The organism is Enterobacter cloacae complex sp. I3, from assembly GCF_014896175.1.
GTDB lineage: Bacteria > Pseudomonadota > Gammaproteobacteria > Enterobacterales > Enterobacteriaceae > Enterobacter > Enterobacter bugandensis.
The window spans coordinates 46,428-69,785 of the sequence record NZ_JADBQZ010000003.1 but is presented as its reverse complement, the minus strand read 5'-3'; the positions used below and the strand labels follow the sequence as shown (position 1 = coordinate 69,785).

At 57.1% G+C, this 23,358-nt stretch carries 27 protein-coding genes; 13 read left to right on the top strand and 14 right to left on the bottom strand.

Annotated elements, in window-relative coordinates; translation table 11 throughout:
• Positions 1-126: 126 nt before the first annotated feature.
• The 5 genes from nrdF to IM271_RS02815 form a co-directional block, all read right to left on the bottom strand.
• Positions 127-1,086, bottom strand: a complete 960-nt coding sequence (gene nrdF / locus IM271_RS02835; RefSeq protein WP_193052144.1) for a class 1b ribonucleoside-diphosphate reductase subunit beta — start codon at positions 1,084-1,086, stop codon at positions 127-129.
• A 9-nt stretch (positions 1,087-1,095) separates the two neighbouring features.
• Positions 1,096-3,240 (bottom strand): class 1b ribonucleoside-diphosphate reductase subunit alpha, encoded by a 2,145-nt coding sequence (nrdE, locus tag IM271_RS02830; protein WP_047367517.1) that lies wholly within the window; start codon positions 3,238-3,240, stop codon positions 1,096-1,098.
• A complete protein-coding gene (nrdI, locus tag IM271_RS02825; protein ID WP_041908531.1) occupies positions 3,213-3,623 on the bottom strand; it encodes a class Ib ribonucleoside-diphosphate reductase assembly flavoprotein NrdI in 411 nt (136 codons plus the stop codon). Before nrdI ends, nrdE begins: the two co-directional genes overlap by 28 nt.
• Positions 3,620-3,859 (bottom strand): glutaredoxin-like protein NrdH, encoded by a 240-nt coding sequence (nrdH, locus tag IM271_RS02820; protein WP_041908533.1) that lies wholly within the window; start codon positions 3,857-3,859, stop codon positions 3,620-3,622. Before nrdH ends, nrdI begins: the two co-directional genes overlap by 4 nt.
• A gap of 243 nt (positions 3,860-4,102) precedes the next feature.
• Positions 4,103-4,429, bottom strand: coding sequence for a DUF883 domain-containing protein (locus IM271_RS02815; protein WP_023308924.1), 327 nt, complete (start codon positions 4,427-4,429; stop codon positions 4,103-4,105).
• A gap of 160 nt (positions 4,430-4,589) precedes the next feature.
• On the opposite strand from IM271_RS02815, the gene IM271_RS02810 reads away from it, so the two are divergent.
• Complete coding sequence (locus IM271_RS02810; RefSeq protein WP_193052143.1) at positions 4,590-4,934, top strand: DUF2002 family protein; 345 nt, start codon at positions 4,590-4,592, stop codon at positions 4,932-4,934.
• Between the two features lie 32 nt (positions 4,935-4,966).
• On the opposite strand, the gene alaE is transcribed toward IM271_RS02810, so the two are convergent.
• The gene (alaE, locus tag IM271_RS02805; protein ID WP_028014172.1) at positions 4,967-5,416 is read right to left on the bottom strand and encodes an L-alanine exporter AlaE; all 450 of its coding nucleotides are present in this window, start codon (positions 5,414-5,416) and stop codon (positions 4,967-4,969) included.
• 493 nt (positions 5,417-5,909) lie between these two features.
• On the opposite strand from alaE, the gene stpA reads away from it, so the two are divergent.
• Entirely contained in the window at positions 5,910-6,314 is a 405-nt protein-coding gene (stpA, locus tag IM271_RS02800) for a DNA-binding protein StpA (protein WP_041908535.1), read from the top strand.
• A gap of 38 nt (positions 6,315-6,352) precedes the next feature.
• Here stpA and IM271_RS02795 read toward each other — a convergent pair whose 3' ends face one another.
• Both IM271_RS02795 and IM271_RS02790 read right to left on the bottom strand, forming a co-directional pair.
• Entirely contained in the window at positions 6,353-6,532 is a 180-nt protein-coding gene (locus IM271_RS02795) for a hypothetical protein (protein ID WP_193052142.1), read from the bottom strand.
• Between the two features lie 79 nt (positions 6,533-6,611).
• A complete protein-coding gene (locus IM271_RS02790; protein ID WP_193052141.1) occupies positions 6,612-7,133 on the bottom strand; it encodes a rhodanese family protein in 522 nt (173 codons plus the stop codon).
• 179 nt (positions 7,134-7,312) lie between these two features.
• Between IM271_RS02790 and IM271_RS02785 the strand changes: the two genes are divergently transcribed.
• On the top strand, positions 7,313-7,471 hold the full coding sequence (locus tag IM271_RS02785; protein WP_032644909.1) for a YqaE/Pmp3 family membrane protein: 159 nt from the start codon (positions 7,313-7,315) through the stop codon (positions 7,469-7,471).
• Here IM271_RS02785 and IM271_RS02780 read toward each other — a convergent pair.
• Positions 7,468-8,397 (bottom strand): LysR substrate-binding domain-containing protein, encoded by a 930-nt coding sequence (locus tag IM271_RS02780; RefSeq protein WP_193052140.1) that lies wholly within the window; start codon positions 8,395-8,397, stop codon positions 7,468-7,470. The genes IM271_RS02785 and IM271_RS02780 overlap by 4 nt on opposite strands.
• Positions 8,398-8,716: 319 nt before the next feature.
• Between IM271_RS02780 and IM271_RS02775 the strand changes: the two genes are divergently transcribed.
• The 7 genes from IM271_RS02775 to IM271_RS02745 all read left to right on the top strand — a co-directional run bounded on the left by IM271_RS02775 (position 8,717) and on the right by IM271_RS02745 (position 17,136).
• Positions 8,717-9,322, top strand: coding sequence for an ankyrin repeat domain-containing protein (locus IM271_RS02775; protein ID WP_041908539.1), 606 nt, complete (start codon positions 8,717-8,719; stop codon positions 9,320-9,322).
• A gap of 107 nt (positions 9,323-9,429) precedes the next feature.
• On the top strand, positions 9,430-10,971 hold the full coding sequence (gene fdrA, locus IM271_RS02770) for an acyl-CoA synthetase FdrA (RefSeq protein WP_193052139.1): 1,542 nt from the start codon (positions 9,430-9,432) through the stop codon (positions 10,969-10,971).
• Complete coding sequence (locus IM271_RS02765) at positions 10,971-12,386, top strand: DUF1116 domain-containing protein (RefSeq protein WP_193052138.1); 1,416 nt, start codon at positions 10,971-10,973, stop codon at positions 12,384-12,386. Before fdrA ends, IM271_RS02765 begins: the two co-directional genes overlap by 1 nt.
• Before the next feature lie 11 nt (positions 12,387-12,397).
• Positions 12,398-13,948 carry a hypothetical protein gene (locus IM271_RS02760; protein ID WP_045260886.1) on the top strand — a complete coding sequence of 517 codons (1,551 nt, stop codon included), beginning with the start codon at positions 12,398-12,400 and terminating at the stop codon, positions 13,946-13,948.
• The gene (locus IM271_RS02755; protein WP_193052137.1) at positions 13,945-14,901 is read left to right on the top strand and encodes a carbamate kinase family protein; all 957 of its coding nucleotides are present in this window, start codon (positions 13,945-13,947) and stop codon (positions 14,899-14,901) included. The genes IM271_RS02760 and IM271_RS02755 overlap by 4 nt, the downstream gene beginning before the upstream one ends.
• 1 nt (position 14,902) lies before the next feature.
• A complete protein-coding gene (locus IM271_RS02750; protein ID WP_193052136.1) occupies positions 14,903-16,282 on the top strand; it encodes an amidohydrolase family protein in 1,380 nt (459 codons plus the stop codon).
• A gap of 119 nt (positions 16,283-16,401) precedes the next feature.
• Positions 16,402-17,136, top strand: a complete 735-nt coding sequence (locus tag IM271_RS02745; protein WP_193052135.1) for a bifunctional 2-polyprenyl-6-hydroxyphenol methylase/3-demethylubiquinol 3-O-methyltransferase UbiG — start codon at positions 16,402-16,404, stop codon at positions 17,134-17,136.
• Here IM271_RS02745 and IM271_RS02740 read toward each other — a convergent pair.
• Positions 17,130-17,732 (bottom strand): short chain dehydrogenase, encoded by a 603-nt coding sequence (locus IM271_RS02740; RefSeq protein ID WP_193052134.1) that lies wholly within the window; start codon positions 17,730-17,732, stop codon positions 17,130-17,132. The two genes, IM271_RS02745 and IM271_RS02740, sit on opposite strands and share 7 nt — an antisense overlap.
• Before the next feature lie 96 nt (positions 17,733-17,828).
• Here IM271_RS02740 and IM271_RS02735 point away from each other — a divergent pair, with 96 nt between their 5' ends.
• Entirely contained in the window at positions 17,829-18,716 is an 888-nt protein-coding gene (locus IM271_RS02735; protein ID WP_193052133.1) for a LysR family transcriptional regulator, read from the top strand.
• Between the two features lie 20 nt (positions 18,717-18,736).
• A complete protein-coding gene (locus IM271_RS02730; RefSeq protein ID WP_193052132.1) occupies positions 18,737-19,918 on the top strand; it encodes a PLP-dependent aminotransferase family protein in 1,182 nt (393 codons plus the stop codon).
• Between the two features lie 45 nt (positions 19,919-19,963).
• Here the strand turns inward: IM271_RS02730 and IM271_RS02725 are convergent, their stop codons facing one another.
• Positions 19,964-20,383, bottom strand: a complete 420-nt coding sequence (locus IM271_RS02725) for a nuclear transport factor 2 family protein (protein WP_028014152.1) — start codon at positions 20,381-20,383, stop codon at positions 19,964-19,966.
• A gap of 97 nt (positions 20,384-20,480) precedes the next feature.
• Between IM271_RS02725 and IM271_RS02720 the strand changes: the two genes are divergently transcribed.
• The gene (locus tag IM271_RS02720) at positions 20,481-21,212 is read left to right on the top strand and encodes a helix-turn-helix domain-containing protein (RefSeq protein ID WP_193052131.1); all 732 of its coding nucleotides are present in this window, start codon (positions 20,481-20,483) and stop codon (positions 21,210-21,212) included.
• Between the two features lies 1 nt (position 21,213).
• On the opposite strand, the gene IM271_RS02715 is transcribed toward IM271_RS02720, so the two are convergent.
• The 3 genes from IM271_RS02715 to IM271_RS02705 all read right to left on the bottom strand — a co-directional run bounded on the left by IM271_RS02715 (position 21,214) and on the right by IM271_RS02705 (position 23,356).
• Positions 21,214-21,561, bottom strand: a complete 348-nt coding sequence (locus tag IM271_RS02715; RefSeq protein ID WP_047367527.1) for a HigA family addiction module antitoxin — start codon at positions 21,559-21,561, stop codon at positions 21,214-21,216.
• Positions 21,562-21,571: 10 nt separating this feature from the next.
• The gene (locus IM271_RS02710; RefSeq protein WP_193052130.1) at positions 21,572-21,871 is read right to left on the bottom strand and encodes a type II toxin-antitoxin system RelE/ParE family toxin; all 300 of its coding nucleotides are present in this window, start codon (positions 21,869-21,871) and stop codon (positions 21,572-21,574) included.
• Between the two features lie 315 nt (positions 21,872-22,186).
• Positions 22,187-23,356 carry an HlyD family efflux transporter periplasmic adaptor subunit gene (locus IM271_RS02705; RefSeq protein WP_088204896.1) on the bottom strand — a complete coding sequence of 390 codons (1,170 nt, stop codon included), beginning with the start codon at positions 23,354-23,356 and terminating at the stop codon, positions 22,187-22,189.
• Positions 23,357-23,358: the final 2 nt, after the last annotated feature.

Here is a 23,358-nt window from a genome sequence, read left to right as displayed (position 1 = left end):
GGGAAATTCACCTGAATCGGTGTGATTCAGGTGAATATGACGGGGAAATTACAGTGTAGTGCCTGGTGAAATAGTGGTGTGGAAATAATGAGATTTATATTTAATTAATGAACGTTAATTCATACATTAAAAATCCCAATCCTCATCTTCTGTCTCCACCGCTTTACCCATCACGTACGACGATCCGGACCCGGAGAAGAAATCGTGGTTTTCGTCCGCATTGGGCGACAGCGCCACGAGGATCGCCGGGTTTACCTCCGCCATCTCCGGCGGGAAAAGCGCGTCGTAGCCCAGGTTCATCAGCGCTTTGTTCGCGTTGTAGCAGAGAAACGCCTTCACGTCCTCTTCCCAGCCCGTTCCGGCGTACAGCTCTTCGGTATAGCTCAACTCGTTGTCATACAGATCCATCAGCAAATCGAGGGCGAACCCTTTGAGTTCCTCGCGTTTTTCCGGGCTGACTTTCTCCAGCCCTTTCTGATACTTATAGCCGATGTAATACCCGTGCACCGCCTCGTCACGGATAATGAGGCGAATCAAATCGGCGGTGTTGGTGAGCTTGCCCCGGCTCGACCAGTACATGGGCAGCCAGAAGCCGGAATAGAAGAGGAAGGATTCCAGGAACACGCTGGCGATCTTCTTCTTCAGCGGCTCGTCGGCGCGGTAATACTCCAGCACCAGCTCCGCCTTGCGCTGCAATGACGCGCTCTCTTCGCTCCAGGCGTAGGCCGCGTCCACGTCTTTGGTCTGGCACAGCGTCGAGAAAATCGAGCTGTAGGAGCGGGCATGCACCGCCTCCATAAAGCTGATATTCGACATCACCGCCTCTTCGTGCGGCGTCAGCGCGTCGCTCATCAGCGCGGGCGCACCGACGGTATTCTGAATAGTGTCCAGCAGCGTCAGGCCGGTAAAGACGCGGATCGTCAGCTGCTGTTCGGCGTGGCTCAGCGTCTGCCAGGCTGGAATATCATTGGAGAGCGGCACCTTTTCCGGCAGCCAGAAGTTGCTGGTCAGGCGGTTCCACACCTCCAGGTCTTTATCGTCCTGAATCTTGTTCCAGTTAACGGCACTCACGCGTGACAGTTTCATCCTTTCTCCTTACAGCGCGCAGGACACGCAGCCTTCGATTTCGGTGCCTTCCAGCGCAAGCTGGCGCAGGCGAATGTAGTACAGCGTTTTGATGCCTTTCTTCCAGGCGTAAATCTGCGCTTTGTTGATATCCCGCGTGGTGGCGGTGTCCGGGAAGAAGAGCGTCAGCGACAGCCCCTGGTCCACGTGCTTCGTGGCCTCGGCGTAGGTATCAATGATTTTCTCCGGGCCGATCTCGTACGCGTCCTGGTACAGCGCCAGGTTCTCATTGGTCATAAACGGGGCAGGGTAGTAGACGCGTCCGGTTTTGCCTTCCTTACGGATCTCAATCTTCGACACGATCGGGTGAATGCTCGACGTGGCGTGGTTGATGTAGGAAATCGAACCGGTTGGCGGCACCGCCTGCAGGTTCTGGTTATAAATGCCGTAGCGCATCACGTCGTCGCGCAGCTGCTGCCACATCTCGCGCGTCGGCAGGGTAATGCCGGCGCGGTCAAACAGCGCGCGCACTTTTTCGGTTTTCGGCTGCCAGTCGCCTTCCAGATACTGGCTGAAATACGCCCCGCTGGCGTAGCGCGACTGCTCAAAGCCTGCGAACCGCTGGTTGCGCTCGCGCGCCAGCATCATTGAGGTATGAAGCGCATGCCAGGTGACGGTGTAGAAATAGAGATTCGTGAAATCCAGCCCTTCCGGGCTGCCGTAGGCGATGCCTTCCCGTGCCAGATAGCCGTGCAGGTTCATCTGCCCCAGGCCGATGGCGTGCGATGCGGCGTTGCCCGCCTCGATGGACGGCACGCTGCGGATGTGGCTCATGTCCGATACCGCCGTCAGCCCGCGAACGGCGGTCTCCACCGTGCGGCCAAAATCCGGCGAATCCATGGTGTGGGCAATATTCAGCGACCCGAGGTTGCAGGAGATATCTTTGCCGATCTCCGCGTAGTCCAGGTTTTCGTCGTAAGCGGAGGCGCTGTTGACCTGCAAAATTTCCGAGCACAGGTTGCTCATATTGATGCGCCCGGCAATCGGGTTGGCGCGGTTGACCGTATCCTCGTACATGATGTACGGATAGCCGGATTCAAACTGAATTTCCGCAAGCGTCTGGAAGAAATCGCGGGCGTTGATGTATTTCTTGCGGATGCGATCGTCTGCAACCAGCTCGTCATAAAGCTCGCTTATCGCCACGTCGCCAAACGCTTTGCCGTAGATCCGCTCCACGTCATACGGCGAGAAGAGCGCCATGTCGGCATTCTCTTTGGCCAGCTTAAACGTGATATCCGGGATCGTCACGCCGAGCGACAGGGTTTTGATGCGGATTTTTTCGTCGGCGTTTTCGCGCTTGGTATCGAGAAAACGCAGGATGTCCGGGTGGTGCGCGTGCAGGTAAACCGCCCCCGCCCCCTGGCGTGCGCCAAGCTGGTTGGCGTAGGAGAAGGCATCTTCCAGCATCTTCATCACCGGGATCACGCCCGAGGACTGGTTTTCGATGCGCTTGATCGGCGCGCCCGCTTCCCGCAGGTTCGAGAGCAGAAACGCCACGCCGCCGCCGCGTTTGGAAAGCTGCAGCGCCGAGTTCACCGCACGGCCAATCGACTCCATATTGTCTTCGATGCGCAGCAGGAAGCAGGAGACCAGCTCGCCGCGCTGGGCCTTGCCGCAGTTGAGGAAGGTGGGCGTAGCGGGCTGGAAGCGGCCGGAGAGGATCTCCTCCGTCAGCCGTTCAGCCAGCGCTTCATCGCCCTGGGCCAGCGTCAGGGCCACCATCACGGTGCGATCTTCAAAGCTTTCCAGGTAGCGTTTGCCGTCGAAGGTTTTCAGGGTGTAGCTGGTGTAATACTTCCATGCGCCAAGAAACGTCTGGAAGCGAAAACCGCTGGCGTGCGCACGTTCAAACAGTCTTACCACGAAGGGACGATCGTAGCGGGCCAGGACGCGCTCCTCGTAGTAGCCCTCGTTAACCAGATAGTCGAGACGTTCATTCTGGCTTGAAAACGTCACGCTGTTGGGCCGCACGTGGGCGGCGAAAAAAGCCTCTACCGCCTCGCGATCTTTGCCAAACTGAATGCGCCCCTCCCGGTCATAGAGGTTAAGCATCGCGTTTAATGCGTGGTAGTCCGGCGTCGCCTGAATTACCCGTTCTGCGGTTGTCGTTGCCAAAATTCGTTCACTCCTTTACGCACGTTTTCTACGTCCTGCTGTGTCCCCATCAGTTCAAAACGATAGAGATACGGCACGCCGCATTTTTGAGAGATGACATCCCCGGCGCGGCCAAAGGCATCGCCAAAATTACGATTGCCCGCCGCGATCACGCCCCGAATCAGTACCCGGTTATGAGGATCGTTCAGAAAGCGGATCACCTGGCGGGGTACTGCTCCTGCCGTACCGCCGCCGCCATAGCTGGGCACCACCAGAATGTAAGGTTCGTCTACCTGAATGCGCTCCCGCTCGTTGAGCGGAATACGCACCGCAGGCAGCCCGAGGCGCTCAATAAAGCGGAGCGTGTTTTCTGAGCTGCTGGAGAAGAAGACCAGCCCACTCATGCACGCGTGGCCTGAGCGCTCAGGCGGTTAATCATGTCCGGGCGAAAGCCAGACCAGCTGGTATCACCGGCAACCACCACCGGAAGCTGACGAAATCCCTGTTCGCGCAGGGTATCCGCGGCATCGGGCACCAGGTCGATATTTACCATCTCAAACGCCACGCCTCGGCTCTCCATCGCCCGTTTGGTGGCGTGGCACTGAACACAATCGTTACGAGTGTAAATAATAATGCTCATGATTCGTATTTCCATTTAGAATGAGAAAACGGCGCGAGTTAACGCGTCATAGAGTGTGTGTCTTTCTAAAGAGAATACTAGATGTAGTTGATAAAAGATTCAACCATACAAGATATGGGAAATTCAGATTAATATTGCCCTGATGATGAGCACAGCGGGGCAGGGCGGGCTGTACGGGTTTTTCAGGCTTACAGGCATAAAAAAGCCCCGGCGCCTGAGGCTACCGGGGTTGAGAATGCGGGCTTACTTACGCAGGCTGAGCAGGGCTCCGACAAAAATGCCGACCGCCGCGACGGTTCCCAGCGTACACAGTGGTTTTTCACGTACGAAGGTCGTAGCACAGCTTGCCATGTCGCAGGCCGCCTGCGTAGCGCGTGAACGTCCGTTCATACGGGCGCGGGTTTCACGGAGCAGAGACTGAGCCTTACGTTTCGCAGCATCTGCTTCATCCTTCGCATCCGATCCCCAGGATTTCAGCACTTCCTCAAGCGTGTCCGCTAATTGGCTGACATCATTACGAATATCCTGCGCGTCGTCGTTAATATCGTTTCGGTTCGGTCTGTTAAACATACGATCCTCCGTAATTTTGTGTTCCCGTTTAGTTTAGTTCAGAAATTTAATATCTGAAGCGCGTCACGCGTTATCCGCCAGTTTATGGACTATTCTGAAAGCCCTGCTAATGCTGATTACTGTAAGGTTGCCGGGCAGGAAAAGATAACGAGGAAAAGATATGTATTTACGACCTGACGAGGTGGCACGCGTTCTTGAAAAAGAGGGATTCACCATGGATGAGGTGACGCCAAAAGCGTATGGATATCGCCGCGGCGAGAATTATGTTTATGTTAATCGTGAAGCCAGGATGGGACGTACCGCTCTCATTATTCACCCGACGCTGAAAGACAGAAGTCTGTCATTTGCTGAGCCTGCCTCGGATATTAAAACCTGCGACCACTATCATCAATTTCCGCTCTATTTAGGCGGTGAACGGCATGAGCATTATGGTATTCCGCACGGTTTCAGTTCGCGTATGGCGCTGGAGCGGTTTCTGAAGGGACTGTTTGGCGACGTACAGTAAATTTGCGACTGGCTTTCGCCAGTCGCTTCACATTACGCTTTTACCTGGCCGTACTGGCTGACCTTAAACAGGCGGCGGCAGTAGTCGAGGAAATAGCCGTATACCGCACCCATCAGCATTGATACCACGATATTCGAACTGACCGCTGCGGCGATCTGGTGCCAGTCCGCGCCCACTGTCAGGAGAATAGCCACGTAGACCGGCGACTGGAACGTGACGTACGCCAGCACGTCGGCAAGATTTTTCATCCAGCCCGCCGGGCTGATGCGGCGCGCGAAACGCATAACGGCATCGCGGTATAGCCCGTAAGGCCATGCGATAATAATATTGACCGGGATCGCCACCAGACGAGAAGAAAGTGACTGCTCGAAGGTCATTCCGGAGAGGAATATTTCAATCAGCATGTTCACAACGGAACAGTAGACAACCATCGCGAAAGTATCCGCCACCGCGTGGCGCAGGCGAGATTGCGGCGAGAACATGTCTGAACTCCTTGAGAAGAACGCAGTGGAATCGGTTTTCCTTCAGCGGCTAGTGCTTTAGGTTGGTTTGTTTGAGGTGTATAGCGTATATCTCTATGTTTGAACTAACAACTAGTGATTAATTTTTATTTACTCGCCTTTTGTCCACAAAATTCTCTAAAATTGGTTGTTTTATATCCGGTTCGTTATAATCTGTCTCATTAAATGTTTTTCTTATATAAATCAGTGGCTTAAGTGTTTTGCTTTTGACGCAGAAATCCGCTCCCCTGATGAGAGCGCAGTATGCTGTGATTTGGATTAAAGTTGACCATTTATATTGATTTGGTGATTAGATCTACGTGTTTCCCGCCAATGCTATGCGCTATTATTAACGGCGATATTTAAATATATTTACATTTATGCCCGTTTGGACCTTTGGGTAGATATTTCAACTGAAATGAATTATTCTTGGGGCGATTTATCTATTTACCCCAAAGAAAAGGTTTTCAATAATATGTCTTTGACGTTACAGAATCTTAATAATATCCGAACCCTGCGCGCGATGGCGCGAGAATTAACCCTGGACGTTCTTGAGGAAATGCTGGAAAAGGTCAGGGTCGTTACTGAAGAAAAACGCAATGAGCTGGCGGAATTAGAGCAGCAGCGCGCTGAACAGCAGGAAAAAATTAATACCCTGCTGGAACTGATGAAAGCCGATGGTATTTCTCCGACTGACCTGCTGGGTTCAGAACTGGCGCAGGCGGGTAAACCGACTAAAAAGCGTAAACCGCGTGAAGCGAAATATCGCTTTATTGACCAGAACGGTGAAGAAAAAACGTGGACCGGCCAGGGCCGCACGCCGAAGCCTATTGCCAGCGCGCTGGCAGAGGGTAAATCACTGGATGATTTTCTGATCTAATACGTGGACCGGGCGGAACAAGCCGCCCGGTTGTCTGTTCAGCAGACGCCGAAATCACCTTCTTCGTTATACGGCGCCAAATCGGCCGCTTTCAGCGTATATTTCTCGCCTTGTTCATTGCTGGCCTGTACCGCCACCACGTTTTCACCGTTCACTTCGAGCACTTTCAGCTTTGGGCCGCCTTTTAGCGGTTGCACATAATCACCGACAGAAAACATATAACCTCCTCATCGTTTTAGCGATCTCCACCTTAGCCGACGTCTGATGCCGGGTACAGCGTAATTCATTGATTACTGCTTATGAGGTATGACGGTTCCACGGCATCACTTTCAGCAACCGTGCCATACCGCAAAAACCTGTCACACCGGCGAAAAGCAGCCCGGCACCGACGAAACCGCTCAGCAGGAAAAAGCTGCTGGAGACGCTATAACCCAGCACCACGCCGCAGAGGATCAGCAGTCCGGCGGCAATTTGTACCTGCCGCATCAGCGGGAGCGGCTGGGATTTATCTTCAACGGTCAGCAGCCCGGCCTGCTTCCAGCCCTGAATGCCCCCCTCAACCACGAAGGCCTGAGCCGGCAACGCTGCCTGCGCAAGTCGCGCAGCATTGTTTGATGTCCGTGTCCCGGACTGACAGTGGAAAATCACCGTTTCACCAGGGGCAGCGTTGAGCCCGCCGGGTAAAGAATCCAGCGGTATGGAGCGTGCTGCCGGAATATGCTCGCGGGCATACTCGTCGGGATCGCGAATATCAATCAGTTTTGCGCCTTCTTTAATAAGCGCATTCGCCTGCTGTGGCGAAATAAGAGAAAGAGACATGGTGTTTCCTTACGGTCAATTTATGAGTAGTAGAACATTTAAGGAAGGGCTTAAGCCAGTGTAAAGAGGGTAAAGGCAGGTAAAAGCGCGAGAGACGAATGGCAGTAACCCGTAAACTGGCTATGCTTAGAGAAATGTCTCTTTTTAATTTTCAATTGGTTAGCTTGCACGGAGTGATTATGGGTTTTTGGCGCGTTGTTTTTACGATTATTCTCCCGCCGCTGGGCGTGCTGCTTGGCAAGGGACTGGGCTGGGCGTTTATTCTGAACATCCTTCTGACCATCCTGGGTTACTTCCCGGGCCTTATCCACGCGTTTTGGGTGCAGACGAAAAACTAAGCACGCCACAGTAAATCACTGTATATACCGGTTAACACGCCTTCCGGGCCAAACTGCTGTTTGATCCAGCGCGTCACCTGGCCGGTCGCCGCATGCTGCGTGGCGAGCAGCATGCGCGAGTCCTGACGCGGATTGTTAATACGCCGCGTGATGAGCAGCCCGTCTTCCATCGCTTCTCTTGCCATGTATTCCGGCAAAAAGCCAATCCCTTCCCCCAGAATCTGGCACTGGCACTTGGTGTTGAAATCCGGCACCAGAATCGCCTCCTGCCCGTGCAGCAGCCAGCCGACCTTCTTGTTGATGGTATGCGCTGTATCTTCCACCATGATGTTGGGGTACAGGCGCAACTGGCTCTCCGCTATCGGTTCGGGAACAAAGGCGAGGGGATGTTCCGGCGCGATGGCAAACACCCAGCGAATGGCGCCAATTTCGGTGTAATCAATCCCGCCGCCGTCCAGCAGCGTATCCGGCGCGCCAATCGCGATGTTGGCCTGATTGTTGATGATCGAATCCCAGACGCCGTTATACACCTCGGTCGTCACCGTGATCTGGCAGGTGGGAAACTGCTTTTTCAGCACCTGCAGCAAACGCGCGGTATGGCGCGGCGTATACAAGAGCTGATTAATGCAGATGCGTACTCGCGCCTCGATGCCCTGCGAAATGGTATCAATCCCGCGCTTGATGGCGTGGAAGTCGTTCATCAGGTCGGTGGCCTTACGGTAAAAATAAAACCCGGACTCCGTCAGCTCGATGCTGCGCGTGTTGCGCACAAACAGCACCACATCCAGCCCGGTCTCCATGCGCTTAATGGTGTAGCTAATGGCGGAGGTCGTTACACCCAGCTCGGCGGCGGCTTTGCTGAAGCTGCCGAAGCGTGCCGCGGTGGTGAAGGCCAGCAGGTTCTCTTCGGTAAAGATGGAATTCATATCACAGCATCCTCAGCCATCAGTTTTGAACATATTTTAACAGCGCCGTTACATCATATTTGAAGTGTGTCACATTTCTGACTATTTACGCGGAGCCGCGTCCTGCAAGGCTTTTACAACCATAAGGATAATGCTGCCTGAGGCGCTAAAAAACGGTAAACCATAAGAAAAAGGTTGCACAGACGCACGTTTTAGCCTGACTGTTGAATTTAACTCAACAATGAATTGCGTGTCGATGAATCATTTTTAAGCGGATTCTTTTGTGACCAGGCTGTTGCTATTCTCAGGTCATCAGAAGTGAAACATTGGGAGACTGAATATGTCTGCAAACGCACTCGTTACGGAATTTCTGCTGGCGGCAGAAGAGGGCAACATCGACGCGCTAAAAGCCTGCCTGGATAACGGCGTGGATATTAACGCCACCAACCGCCAGAAAAGAACCGCCATTATTATTGCCAGCCTGAAAAAGCATTATGCCTGCGTGGAATTTTTAATTGCCGCCGGCGCGGATATTGATAAACAGGACCAGACCTGTTTTAACCCCTTCCTGATAAGCTGCCTGACTAATGATTTAACCCTGCTGCGCATCGTTCTTCCGGCGAATCCGGATCTCGACCGTCTGACGCGCTTCGGCGGCGTGGGCATTACCCCTGCCAGTGAAAAAGGCCACGTTGAAATCGTGCGCGAGCTGCTGGAAAAAACCGATATTAACGTCAACCACACTAACTTTGTCGGCTGGACGCCGCTGCTGGAAGCCATCGTGCTGAATGACGGCGGCGCAAAGCAGCAGGAAATTGTGAAGCTGCTGCTGGATCACGGCGCGAATCCGCACATGACCGATAAATACGGCAAAACCCCGCTCGAACTGGCGCGGGAAAAAGGCTTCGATGCAATAGCCGACCTGCTGCTGGCGGCGGGCGCATAACGCATTCGGCCAGCCACGTCCGGCTGGCCGTTAATTCAAACAGTATTTTTACCGACGTGCATTCTGCGCGACGGCGGCCCCCTTTTATCCGTATTCAGGAGAAAACAATGCCAACCAAAATCGTCATAAAAAAGAATACGTATTTCGATTCGGTTTCCTTAATGTCGGTTTCCACCAAAGCCAATAAATTGCCGGGCGTCGAACAGGCGTTTGTGGCAATGGCGACGGAAATGAATAAAGGCGTTCTGAAAAATCTCGGGCTGCTCACGCCGGAATTGGCGGAAGCCAAAAATGGCGACCTGATGATCGTGATTAAAGGCGACGCGGCGAACGATGAAACGCTGGCGGAAATAGAAGCTTTATTTACCCATAAAGTGAGCGGCGGCACCCATGAAGCACGCTACGCGACGATTGCCAGCGCCAAAACTCATCGCCCGGACAGCAACCTGGCGGTCATTTCCGTCAACGGCACCTTTGCCGCCCGCGAAGCGCGTCAGGCGCTGGAAAACGATCTTAACGTGATGCTGTTCTCTGATAACGTGTCGCTCGACGACGAGCTGGCGCTGAAGCAGCTGGCGCATGAGAAAGGGCTGCTGATGATGGGGCCTGACTGCGGAACCGCCATCATCAACGGTGCGGGGCTGTGCTTCGCCAACGCGGTGCGTCGCGGGCCGATTGGGATTGTTGGCGCCTCCGGCACCGGCAGCCAGGAGCTGAGCGTGCGCATTCATGAGTTCGGCGGCGGCGTGTCGCAGCTGATCGGCACCGGCGGACGCGATCTTAGCGAGAAAATCGGCGGTCTCATGATGCTCGACGCCATTGACATGCTTGAGGCGGATGAGGGCACCCGGGTGATTGCGCTCATCTCCAAGCCGCCTGCGCCAGCGGTGGCAGAAAAGGTACTGGCCCGCGCCAGAGCCTGCCGCAAGCCGGTGGTTGTTTGCTTCCTCGGCCGCAGCGAACCGCCCGCCGATGAAGACGGCCTGCAGTTTGCGCGTGGCACCAAAGAAGCGGCGCTGAAGGCGGTGCTGCTTACCGGCATTAAAAAAGAGTCCCTGGATCTGCATCCGCTCAACTGGCCTTTGATTGAAGAGGTGCGCGCCCGCCTGACCCCACAGCAGAAGTACATTCGCGGCCTGTTCTGCGGCGGCACCCTGTGCGACGAGGCGATGTTTGCCGCGCTGGAGAAGTTCGACGACGTCTGGAGCAACATCCAGCCCGATCCGGCTAAGCGCCTGAAGGACATCAGCGTCAGCCAGGCCCACACCTTCCTTGACTTCGGTGACGACGACTTCACCAACGGCAAACCGCACCCAATGATCGACCCGACCAACCGCATCAGCCGCCTGCTGCAGGAGGCGCGCGATCCGCAGGTGGGCGTCATCGTGATGGACTTCGTGCTCGGCTTCGGCGCGCACGAGGATCCGGTGGGGGTGATGATCGAGGCGATCAAAGAGGCACAGGCGATCGCGAAAGCCGATAACCGTCCGCTGGAGATCCTCGGCTACGTGCTTGGCACCGACCAGGATCCGCAGTCGCTGGCGCAACAGTGCCAGCGGCTGACCAACGCAGGCGTCATCTGGGCCAGCAGCAGCACCAACACCGGATTACTGGCACGCGAATTTGTCTGCAAAGGGGAGAACGCATAATGACCACTTTATTCAACCAGCCGCTTAACGTCATTAACGTCGGCATTGCGATGTTCAGCGACGACCTCAAAAAGCAGCACATTCCCGTGACTCAGCTCGACTGGACGCCGCCGGGGCAGGGCAACATGCAGGTGATGGAGGCGCTCGACCAGCTGGCGGAAAAACCGCTGGCGGAGAAGATCGCCGCCGCGAACAAAATCGCCCTTGAGCGCATCATCCAGTCTCACCCGGTGCTGGTGGGCTATGACCAGGCAATTAACGTAGTGCCGGGCATGACCCGCACCACCATTCTGCACGCCGGTCCGCCCGTCGCCTGGGAAAACATGTGCGGGGCGATGAAGGGCGCGGTTACCGGTGCGCTGGTATTTGAAGGGCTGGCGACGGATCTGGAGGATGCCGCAAGGCTGGCGGCTTCAGGCGAGATCACCTTCTCGCCGTGCCACGAGCACGACTGCGTGGGCTCCATGGCGGGCGTCACCTCCGCGTCGATGTTTATGCACATCGTTGAGAACAAAACCTACGGCAACCGGGCGTTCACCAACCTCAGCGAGCAGATGGCGAAGATCCTGCGCATGGGGGCTAATGACCAGAGCGTGATCGACCGTCTGAACTGGATGCGCGACGTGCTCGGCCCGATGCTGCGCGACGCGATGAAGATTATCGGAGAAATCGACCTGCGCCTGATGCTGGCCCAGGCGCTGCACATGGGCGACGAGTGCCACAACCGCAACAACGCCGGCACCACGCTTCTTATTCAGGCGCTGACCCCGGGGCTGATTCAGGCGGGCTATCCGGTGGAGCAGCAGCGCGAGGTGTTTGAGTTTGTCGCCAGCAGCGACTACTTCTCCGGCCCGACGTGGATGGCGATGTGTAAGGCCGCGCTGGATGCCGCCCACGGCATTGAGTACAGCACCGTTGTGACCACCATGGCGCGCAACGGCTACGAGTTCGGCCTGCGCGTCTCCGGCCTGCCGGGACAGTGGTTCACCGGCCCGGCGCAGCAGGTGATTGGCCCGATGTTCGCAGGCTACAAGCCGGAAGACTCCGGGCTGGACATTGGCGACAGCGCCATCACCGAAACCTACGGCATCGGCGGCTTTGCGATGGCGACGGCCCCGGCCATCGTGGCGCTGGTGGGCGGCACGGTGGAGGAAGCCATCGACTTCTCGCGCCAGATGCGCGAAATCACCCTCGGCGAGAACCCGAACGTCACCATTCCGCTGCTGTCGTTTATGGGCATTCCAACCGCCATCGACATCACCAGAGTGGCGGGCAGCGGCATTCTGCCGGTGATCAACACTGCCATTGCCCACAAAGACGCGGGTATCGGCATGATTGGGGCGGGCATCGTTCACCCGCCGTTTAGCTGTTTTGAAAAGGCGCTGTTGACCTTCCGCGATCGCTACGTTCTATAAGGTATGCATCCATGAAAAACATGAAACTGGAGTGGAAAAGAGGTGACTGGGCGGCCTATTTCGGGTTGATGACCAACAACCTGACTAATTTGCTGACCATGATGGGGTTGCTCATTTTTGTCGTCGGCATCCCGAAGGAGATTGTTTATGGACGCATCGCGCCGGCCTTCGGGCTGGCGGTGCTGGTAGCGAGCTTATGCTACACATGGTTTGGTCTGCAAATGGCGCGCGCCACCGGACGTACGGACGTCACCGCGCTGCCGTCCGGCCCGAGCGCACCCTCGATTTTTACCGTGACCTTCCTGGTCCTGATGCCCGTCTACCAGCAAACCGGCGATGCGGATTTCGCGATTCAGATTGGCCTGGTGTGGTGCTTCGTGGAAGCGATGATCCTCGCGGGCGGCTCGTTCCTGGGTGAGACCATCCGCAAGATGATCCCGCGTACCGTGCTGCTGTCGTGCCTGTCCGGTCTTGGCCTGCTGCTGCTGGCGATGAACCCAATGTTGCAGGCGTTCGAAGCGCCCACCGTGTCGTTCATCGTTCTGCTGCTGATCTTCATTAACTGGTTCGGTAAAAAGCCGATTTTCGCCAAAATCCCGACCGGCCTGCTGCTGCTGATTGCCGGAACGGCGCTGGCGTGGATTTCCGGACTGCAAAGCCCGGATGCCATTAAGGCGTCCATGTCATCCTTCGGCTTTAACCCGCCGGAGGTGCACGTGGACAGCTTTATGCAGGGCCTGCCGCACGCGCTGCCGTATCTGGCGTCCGCCGTACCGCTGGGGCTGGCGAACTACATCTTTGACCTGGAGAACATCGAAAGCGCCCACGCGGCGGGGGATGAGTACCCGACCCGCAAGGTGATGCTGGCGAACGGCCTGGCTTCCATGCTCGGCTGCCTGATGGGCAACCCGTTCCCGGTCACGGTCTACGTGGGCCATCCCGGCTGGAAGGCGATGGGAGCGAGCATCGGCTACACGCTGGCGTCCGGCGTGACCATGTTCATCGTGCCGCTGTTCGGGCTGGGGGCCTTTATGCTCGCCATCATACCGATGACCGCTATCGTGCCGATTCTGGTGTTTATCGGCGTTGTCACCGCCAACCAGGTGGTGCGGGAAACGCCGAAAGTGGAGGTGCCCGTCATCTTTATCTGCCTGTTCCCGTGGATCGCTAACTGGGCGCTGACCATGATGAACAGCGTGATGAGCGCGGCGGGAACCAGCGCGGCGAAAATTGGCACCGACGTGCTGCACAGCAAAGGGATCTACTACGAGGGGCTGATGCACCTCGGCAACGGTGCGCCGCTCGCCAGCATGCTCTGGGGCTGTATCGCTATCTTCGCCATCATTAACAAACCGCTGCGCGGGGCCGTCGCCGCCGCAGGAGGCGCGCTGCTGGCGCTGTTTGGCGTGATCCACGCGCCAGTGGTGGGATTTGCCGAGGGCAGTTCCCTGATGTTCGTCACGGCCTACCTGATGATGGGCGGCATGTTTGTGGTGAAGCATTTCCTCGACAGCCGCGAAGTTGCGAGCGCTGAAGTTACTGTTGCGAAGGAAAACGTATGAAAGAGCTTATGGTCGTCGCCATCGGCGGCAACAGCATTATCAAAGACAACACCAGCCAGTCGGTGGAACATCAGGCGCAGGCGGTCAAAGCGGTGGCCGAGTCGGTGCTCGAAATGCTGGCCTCCGACTATGACATCGTCCTCACCCACGGCAACGGCCCGCAGGTGGGGCTGGATCTGCGCCGCGCCGAGATCGCCCACGAGCGGGAAGGGCTGCCGCTGACCCCGCTGGCAAACTGCGTGGCGGATACCCAGGGCGGTATCGGCTATCTGATCCAGCAGGCGCTCAACAACCGCCTGGCGGCGCGCGGGGAGCAAAAGGCGGTCACGGTCGTCACTCAGGTGGAGGTGGATAAAAACGATCCCGGCTTTAAGCACCCGACAAAACCGATCGGCGCGTTCTTCAGCGAGGCGCAGCGCGACGAGCTACAGCTCGCGCACCCGGACTGGCATTTTGTCGAGGATTCAGGCCGGGGCTATCGCCGCGTGGTGGCCTCGCCCCAGCCGCTGAGCATCGTCGAGGCGGATGCGATTAAGGCGCTAACGCAGAAAGGTTTTGTGGTCATCGGCGCGGGCGGCGGAGGCATTCCCGTGGTGCGCAGCGAGCAGGGGGATTATCAGAGCGTCGATGCGGTTATCGATAAAGATCTCTCCACCGCGCTGCTGGCCCGTGAGATTTGCGCCGACGTGCTGGTGATAACCACCGGCGTGGAGAAAGTCTGCGTTAACTTCGGCAAGCCAGACCAGCAGGCGCTGGACACCGTCAGCGTGGCACAGATGACGCGCTACATGGACGAAGGACACTTTCCGGCGGGCAGCATGCTGCCCAAAATCGTCGCCTCGCTGGCATTTTTACGCCACGGCGGCAGGCGCGTGATCATCACCTCGCCGGACTGCCTGCCCGCGGCGCTGCGCGGTGAAACGGGTACCCACATTGTTAATGAAGGAAGATAAGATGAGTGAAAACAAAAGCCGCCGCGAGTTTATCAGCCAGAGCGGCAAAATGGTCACCGCCTGCGCGCTGTTTGGCGCAACCGGCTCCGTCGCGTATGCTGCCGACACTGCAAAGGCAACCTGCGAGACGGGGAAACCGATGAAGATCATCGCGAAACATTACTATCTGGACAACGTGCTGCTGGAGGCCGGGTTCAACGTCGACGGCAGCGTGGCGACGAGCACCCGCACCGAGCTGAAAACGCTGGAGATCAAAGACGGGAAAATTGTCGCCCTGCGCGATAACGGCAGCCACGCCGACGCCGCGCTGCCGCACTACGACGCGGGTAAAAAGCTGATGCTTCCGGCGATGCGCGACATGCACATTCACCTGGATAAAACCTTCTACGGCGGCCCGTGGCGCTCCCTGAACCGTCCGGCTGGCACCACCATTCAGGACATGATCCGCCTGGAGCAGAAGCTGCTGCCGGAGTTACAGCCCTACACGCAAGAACGCGCCGAAAAGCTGATCGACCTGATCCAGTCCAAAGGGTCCACCATCGCCCGCAGCCACTGCAATATTGAGCCGGTTTCCGGCCTGAAAAACCTGGAAAATTTGCAGGCGGTGCTGGCGCGCCGCAGCGCAGGTTTTGACTGCGAAATCGTTGCCTTCCCGCAGCACGGCCTGCTGCTCTCCAACGCTGAAAAGCTGATGCGCGAGGCGATGCAGGCGGGGGCGCACTATGTGGGCGGGCTGGACCCAACCAGCGTTGACGGCGCGATGGAGAAATCGCTCGATACTATGTTCCAGATTGCGCTGGATTACGACAAAGGGGTGGATATTCACCTCCATGAAACCAGCCCGGCGGGCGTGGCGGCGGTGAACTACATGGTGGAAACCGTGGAGAAAACGCCGGAGCTGAAGGGGAAGCTGACCATCAGCCACGCCTTCGCGCTGGCGACGCTCAACGAGCAGCAGGTGGATGAGATTGCCACCCGCATGGCGGCGCAGCAGGTGACCATCGCCTCCACCGTGCCGATTGGCACCCTGCACATGCCGCTGAAGCAGCTGCGGGAGAAGGGAGTGTTTGTTATGACCGGCACCGACAGCGTGATCGACCACTGGTCGCCGTACGGTCTGGGGGACATGCTGGAGAAAGCCAATCTGTACGCCCAGCTCTATATTCGCCCGAACGAGCAGACGCTCTCCCGCGCGCTCGGCATCGCCACCGGCGACGTGCTGCCGCTGAGCGATAAAGGTGAACGCGTATGGCCGAAAGCGCAGGACGACGCCAGCTTTGTGCTGGTGGACGCCTCCTGTTCCGCCGAGGCGGTGGCGCGCATTTCTCCGCGCACCGCGACGTTCCACAAGGGGAATCTCGTCTGGGGTGTTGTTGGCTAAAAGCGATCCGGGTGGCGCTGCGCTTACCGGGTCAACATGGGATCGTAGGTCGGGTAAGGTGAAACCGCCACCCGACAATGCAGTATACTGCTATGCACATTTTTAAAGAGGGAGCTGCCATGGCACAAAACATCTACGACAACCCGGCGTTTTTTGAAGGCTACGCTCAGCTTCCGCGTTCGGTGCAGGGGCTGGACGGTGCGCCTGAGTGGCCTGCGCTCAAGGCAATGCTGCCCGATTTAACCGGCAAAGCGGTTATCGATCTCGGCTGCGGTTACGGCTGGTTCTGCCGCGCGGCGCGCGAGCTGGGCGCGTCTGACGTTACGGGCGTCGATATCTCAGAAAAAATGCTTGCCCGCGCGGCTGAACTGACGGATGACGTACAGATTCACTATCAGCGTAGCGATCTGGAATCTCTTCAGCTTCGCGAAAACAGTCTCGATCTGGTCTACAGCTCGCTGGCGCTACACTACCTGCCGGAGCTGGACACGCTATTCGCCAACGTTCAGCGTGCGCTAAAACCGGGTGGCAGCCTGGTCTTCTCGATGGAGCACCCGATTTACACCTGCGCCACCCGTCAGGGCTGGCTGACCGACGACAGCGGCGAGCGGTTCTGGGGCGTGAACCATTATCAGGACGAAAGCCAGCGCGTCAGCAACTGGCTGGCGGATGGAGTGATTAAATACCACCGCACGCTGGGCACCACGCTTAACGCGCTGGTCAAGGCGGGATTAACGATAAGTGAAGTCAATGAGTGGGGACCAACGCAGGCGCAGATTGACGCCTGGCCTGCATTGTCCGAAGAGGCGGAGCGCCCGATGCTGGTGCTGATTTCCGCCCGTAAGGCTCAGTAACCTACCTTGTACACCCGCCCGCTCTGCACCCCTTCCACGCTGCGGCGGTAGGCCTGAGCAACGGTCGCGGCGGGAACGCTTTCAAAGCCAGGGAAGAACCCGTCATACGCTTCGGCGGATTCCGTCAGTACCGTTGGGCTAATCAGGTTAATGCGGATCCCGCGCGGCAGTTCGCAGGCTGCGGCGCGGACAAACCCTTCCAGCGCCACATTGACCGTGGTGGCATTTACGCCCTGCGCAATCGGCTCGTGGGCCACAATCCCGCTTATCAGCGTAATCGAGCCGCCTTCGTTCAGATAATGCTGGCCGGTCAGCGCCAGACGCACCTGCCCGAGCAGCTTGTCCTGCAGGCCCTGGTTGAAGTCGCTGTCCTTCATGGTCGCGAGCGGGCCAAAGTAGAGACCACCGCTGGCGGAGACAATCGCATCCACCGGGCCGATTTTCTCAAACAGCGCCTGCACGCTCGCCTGCGAAGTGATATCCACCTGGTAGTCGCCCCGCGTGCGACCCACGCGGATGACCTCGTGACGACGGCTTAACTCTTCGGTTACGGCACGACCGACCGTACCGCTGGCACCAATAATGACGATTTTCATATCCGACTCCTCTGTTGTGAGCCCTCATTCTTTAATAAATAAAAAGTCAGATAAACTGGGATAAAGTTAGATGATTACTAACCAGGGGTTTGGAATATGGATAAGCTTCGCGGCATGGAGACGTTTATCGCGGTGGTAGAGAGCGGCAGCTTCACCGGCGCGGCGGCGCGGCTGGAGATGTCGGCGGTGATGGTCGGGAAATATATTGCGCTGCTCGAATCTCAGCTCGGCACGCGGCTGCTGGAGCGCAATACCCGTCGCCAGAGCCTGACCGACGCCGGACGCGTTTATTTCGAAGAGGCCAGGCGCGTGCTGGAGCAGGTCTCGATTGCCGAAAGCGCGGTTGAACGGCTGCGCGCGACGCCCGCCGGCACCCTGCGCGTCACCGCCCCCACGTCGTTTGGCGGCTGCGCGATCGCCCCTCTGACGGCTACATTTTTGCAGCGCTACCCGGAAGTGCGTATCGAACTGGATCTCACCAACCGGATGGTCGATCTGGTGGAAGAGGGGGTCGATCTGGCCATTCGCATTGGCGATATCCGCAATGACGATCTGGTGGCGAAATATCTGTGTCCCTACAACATGGTGATCTGCGCCGCGCCGGATTATCTGGCGCAACACGGCACGCCGCAGACGCCCGCCGATCTGGTGGAGCATCTGTGCCTGTCGCACACGGTGTGGACCGCGCGCAACGAGTGGCGGCTGCCGGGTGCGGAAGGGGAGGTGCGCTGGAAGCGGGATGCGATCTTAAGATGCAACGACGGCTACGGCTTACGCATGGCTGCGCGAGCCGGGGCAGGGCTGCTGCTGCAACCGGAAGTGCTGGTGGCGGAAGAGCTGGCAAGCGGCAGGCTGGTGCGTGTGCTGGAGCCGTTCACGCCCGCGCCGAGGCCGGTGCATTTACTGTGGCGTCAGGATTTGCGTCCCCTCCCTAAGCTAACGGAATTTATTGCTCATATTCTGCTAAGATTGGGCACAATATAAAAAAAGAAGGTAATCAAAGAATGTCTGCAAACAAACTCGCCAGCAGCGCGCAGGGCCTGCAATCATCTGCCATCCGTGAATTATTAAAACATAGCAAAATGGCGGGCGTGATTTCGCTGGGCGGCGGTATTCCCAATCCGGACCTGTTCGATCGCGAAGGGCTTAAAATTGCCGCCGATGCCGTGTTGTCACAGAATTTTGGCGAGGCGTTCCAGTATGGCCTGACGGAAGGCGTACCGGGGCTGCGCGAAGAAATTAAACGCATCTGCGAGGGGCGCGGCATCGCCTGTAAGGCCGATGACGTGGTCATTACTTCCGGCTCTCAACAATCTCTGGACGTGCTGGCGCGTGCGTTAATTAATCCGGGCGATACGGTTGTCGTTGAACGTCCTACCTATCTCGCCGCGCTGCAGGTCTTTGGCCTGGCACAGGCGAATTTTGAATCCGTCGGCACCGACGGCGACGGCATGAAGGTCGATGAACTTGAGGCGTTGGTGGCGAAGAAAACCATCAAGGCGGTTTATATCGTTCCAACCTTTGGTAACCCTGGCGGCGTAACGCTTTCCGAAGCGCGCCGTAAACAGCTGGTGGAATTATCAAAGCGCTATGATTTCGTGATTATCGAAGACGATCCGTACAGCGAAATTAACTACACCGACGACGTGTTCCGCCCGCTGATTGCCCATGCGAAAGATATCGGCAATGAGGATAACGTGGTGTACACCTCTACCTTCTCCAAAATCCTCGCGCCGGGCACCCGCGTGGGCTGGGTGCTGGTGCCGGAATGGCTGAAGCGCGCGGTGGTGAACCTCAAGCAAACCACCGATCTGCACACCAGCACGCTGTCCCAGCTGATGACCTACGAGTACCTGAAAACCGGGCGTCTGGCGAACCAGATTAAAATGATCCGCGAGGCCTATCGCCAGAAATACCTGACGTTTGCAACGGAACTGGAAGCCGAGCTGGGCGATGTGATGTCGTTCCACAAGCCGAAGGGCGGGATGTTCCTGTGGGCAAAAATGAACAACGGCATGAATACGACGAAATGGCTGGAAAAAACCTTAAGCAACGGCGTGGTGTTTGTACCGGGCGAGTTCTTCTTCTGCAACGAACCGGACCCGACAACGCTGCGCATGTCATTCGTCACCCCAACGGATGAGCAGCTTAAAGAAGCGGTTCGACGCCTGAAGATCTCCCTGTAACAGAGCGCGCATAACGGCAGTTGCCGTTGTGCGCGCAGGGTGAGCTTATTGCGTGGCGTGGGCGAGCGCGCGGTCTGAAGCATCGCCGCCGATCGTCTGCGTCACTTCATGGATACGACAGATTTTCCCCTCGCGCAGTGCGGCAAACATATACACCTCTAATTCCGCCTGGCGACCATCTGGATACGTCACCGTAGCCCAGTGCCGGTCTGCTAAAAGATTCTCGTGACAGGCCAGCTCTTCTACCCTGAATGCGATCGCGCGGACCTGCGAGCGGACGTGGTTCAGGTGCTGCACAAAACCCCGATAATCAAGCGCGTGACCATCCGTGTACTGCTGGTAATCGGGCGTGAACACCTCTGCGGGATCTAATTCGCCTTTGAACAAGCGGCTTAACAGGCACGCCATTTTTTCGCGCTGTAGGGTATTGTCAGGCTGGGCTATCAGGGTTGTGATGATGCTCATGTTGGCTCCTTGTGTAGTTGAGCCATCATTATCCTTGACAGTCGACGGCGCAGTTTCTGTAATACGTCGATGAATAACGATTTTCGGCCAGGATAAAATGATCGGTACAGAGACGCTCCGCCATCCCGGCGGTTACCGCACCGCGTGGCACAGCCATCCCACCGGACAGCTCTGGCGTATTGCAACGGGGCTGCTGGTGATTGAGACCCAACAGGGGCGTTCGGTTGTACCGGCAAACCATATTGGCTGGATCCCCCCGGGCCAGCAGCATGCCGCCTTTTCTGAAAGCGCGATAGAAGGCTGCGCTATCTATCTTGACCCTCCGTGCTGTGCAATGCTTCCCGATGCCCCCGCGCTGTTCGAGCCCGACGATCTCACTCATGTACTGTTTTCCCGCTTAAGCGTTGCAGAAAACGAGTACGATCCGCGAAAGCTCACCCTGCTGCTGGATGAGCTTGCCCTGACGTCTCAGGTGCGCTTTTATCTGCCCGTACCGACGGATCCGCGTCTGAAGAACGTGGTCAGCCACTTGCTGCAGTGTGTCGATGATAATCAAACGGTCAAGAGCCATGCCAGCCATGTCGGGATGAGCGTGCGTACGTTTAACCGTCGATTTAGCGCCCAGACGGGAATGAACTTCGTCAACTGGCGGCAGCTGGCGCGCGTCATGCAGGCAATGGAGTGGCTGGCGGCGGGGAAGCCGGTGGGATGGATTGCGCTGTCCTGCGGCTACAGCAGCGTCAGCGCATTTATTGAGGTTTTCAGAATGTGGACCGGTAAAACGCCGGGGCAGTGGGGGATTAAAGGTGGCGCTGTAGAGCCGGTTTGATTCAGGCCACATCCGGCTGGCCTGATTTCCTTTTTGCCATGATTTCTGCAATCGTTTTTATACGGCTCAACTCCTCCTGAGTCCGTGAATTGGTTTGCGCTTCCCAGACGTCGACGTTTAGCTGCAGGTTCAACCAGAATTCAATGGTGGTATCGAATGCCTTGGCCAGTCTGATTGCCATATCGGCCGTCAGTTTACGATTATTATTAACGAGAGCACTGATGGTGTTACGGTGCACGTTAAGCATTTCCGCGAGATCGCTAATTTTCAGATTGAGCGGCTCAAGATATTCATACTGCAACACATCGCCCGGCGTAGTGGGTTTGCGTAGAGCCTGTTGAAGAGTCATAGGTAATGCCTCATTTGTATGGCGTGTACTTGTGCGGAGAGAGGTAGAGATCGTCTGCTTTGCCCTCTGACCACCTGAATACCAACCTGTATTGCCTGTTAACGCGAATCGCAGAGTACCCTGCAAGCGGGGGATTCAGCGATTCATACATATTGCCTGGCGGGGATCTCAGCTCCCGGTGCGAGGTGGCAGCGTTGATCATATCCAGCTTCCTCGCTAAGGCTGATTCAAGGCTTGAAGGGATCACATTGCTTGATTTCCCGTACAGAAAAAAATCCTTAAGCCAGTGATCACGAAAATGATTAATCATAGCGCTTATGAGCTCCACTCCATGAAGCTATGTGGATAGTAATGCACTCTTGCACAGTGCGCAAGTGCGTTTCGATTGGCGGCTATGTTACCCTGATGCAGGCTGAAGGAAAGCGGAAGGCGTCATTAAAAGCGGTTTCTTCGAGGCGGATTCCAGAAAAGGGGGATTGTGGTGTGGGTGCGGCATGATGCCCTCACTCCAGCCCTCTCCCACAGGGCTGAAGAATCCCCACAAATTACTGCGAGCAGCGAATCATCCCCTCGCCCCTTTGGGGAGAGGGTGAAGGGGAAGATCGTAGCCGCTGCCCGGCGAAGACTATCGCTCCCTCAGCGCCTCCTTCGCCCGGTTAAACGGCTTGATCAGATAATCCAGTACCGTTTTCTCTCCGGTCTTGATGTCCACTGTGGCAATCATCCCCGGCACGATCGAGAAATGCCTGCCCGCCTTATTCACCAGGTAATCCTGACTGGTGCGGATAAACACGCGGTAGTAAAACACCTCCGGCTTGGCCTCGTCCTGGATAGTGTCCGGTGATATGGTCTCCACCACCCCGTGCAGCCCGCCGTAGATGGCGTAATCGTAGGCGGTGATCTTCACCAGCGCCTCCTGGTTCGGGTGGATAAAGGCGATATCGCGCGGCGAGAGGCGGGTTTCAATCAGCAGATGATCGTCCACCGGCACAATCTCCATCAGCTCGCCGTTGGGCGGGATCACGCCGCCGATGGTGGTGACTTTGATGTTTTTTACGATCCCGCGCACCGGGGATTTTACCGTCAGGCGGGTGACGGAATCCTCGCGGCCTTTGAGGATCGCCGAGACCATATCCACCTCGGCGTTGGCCTTGGATAGCGCCTCGCGCGCCTGAACGTAGTACTGGGAACGCACGTCGGTGAGCTTCAGTTCCAGGTCGCTTTTCTGTCGCTGCAGGCGGAGCACTTCCACGTGGCTGGCGGCGCCGGTTTTTACCAGCCGCTGGGTGATCGCCAGCTCTTTGTTTGCGAGATCTAACGCTGAACGCAGTTCACGCTGCGTGTCCTCCAGCTGCGCGCGGCGCGAATTGTAGAGCCGCGTTTCGGCGGCGGTCAGTTCGGTCCATTTCTCCAGCGAAGGCGGGAACTTCAGCGGCAGATCGTTCACCTCGGCGTACAGACGGGCGCTGGAGGCAAGCGACGCGCGGTAGCGCGCCGCGCTTTCGCCGACGTTCGATTCGGAGCGGGTAGGATCCAGCCGCGCCAGCACCTGTCCGGCCTGCACCTGATCGCCCTCGTGAACGTTCAGCTCGGTGAGGATCCCCCCGTCCAGCGACTGCAGCACCTGCTCGCGCGAGCTGGGGATCACTTTTCCGGTTCCCGTTGAGACTTCATCCAGCATCCCAAACCACGCCCAGACGCCCAGCGCCACAAACATCAGCAGCGAAAAGATCACAATCCGCCGCGCGCCGGTATAGCCGCTTTCTGAGTCGAGCGCATTATCCAGATCGTCCATCG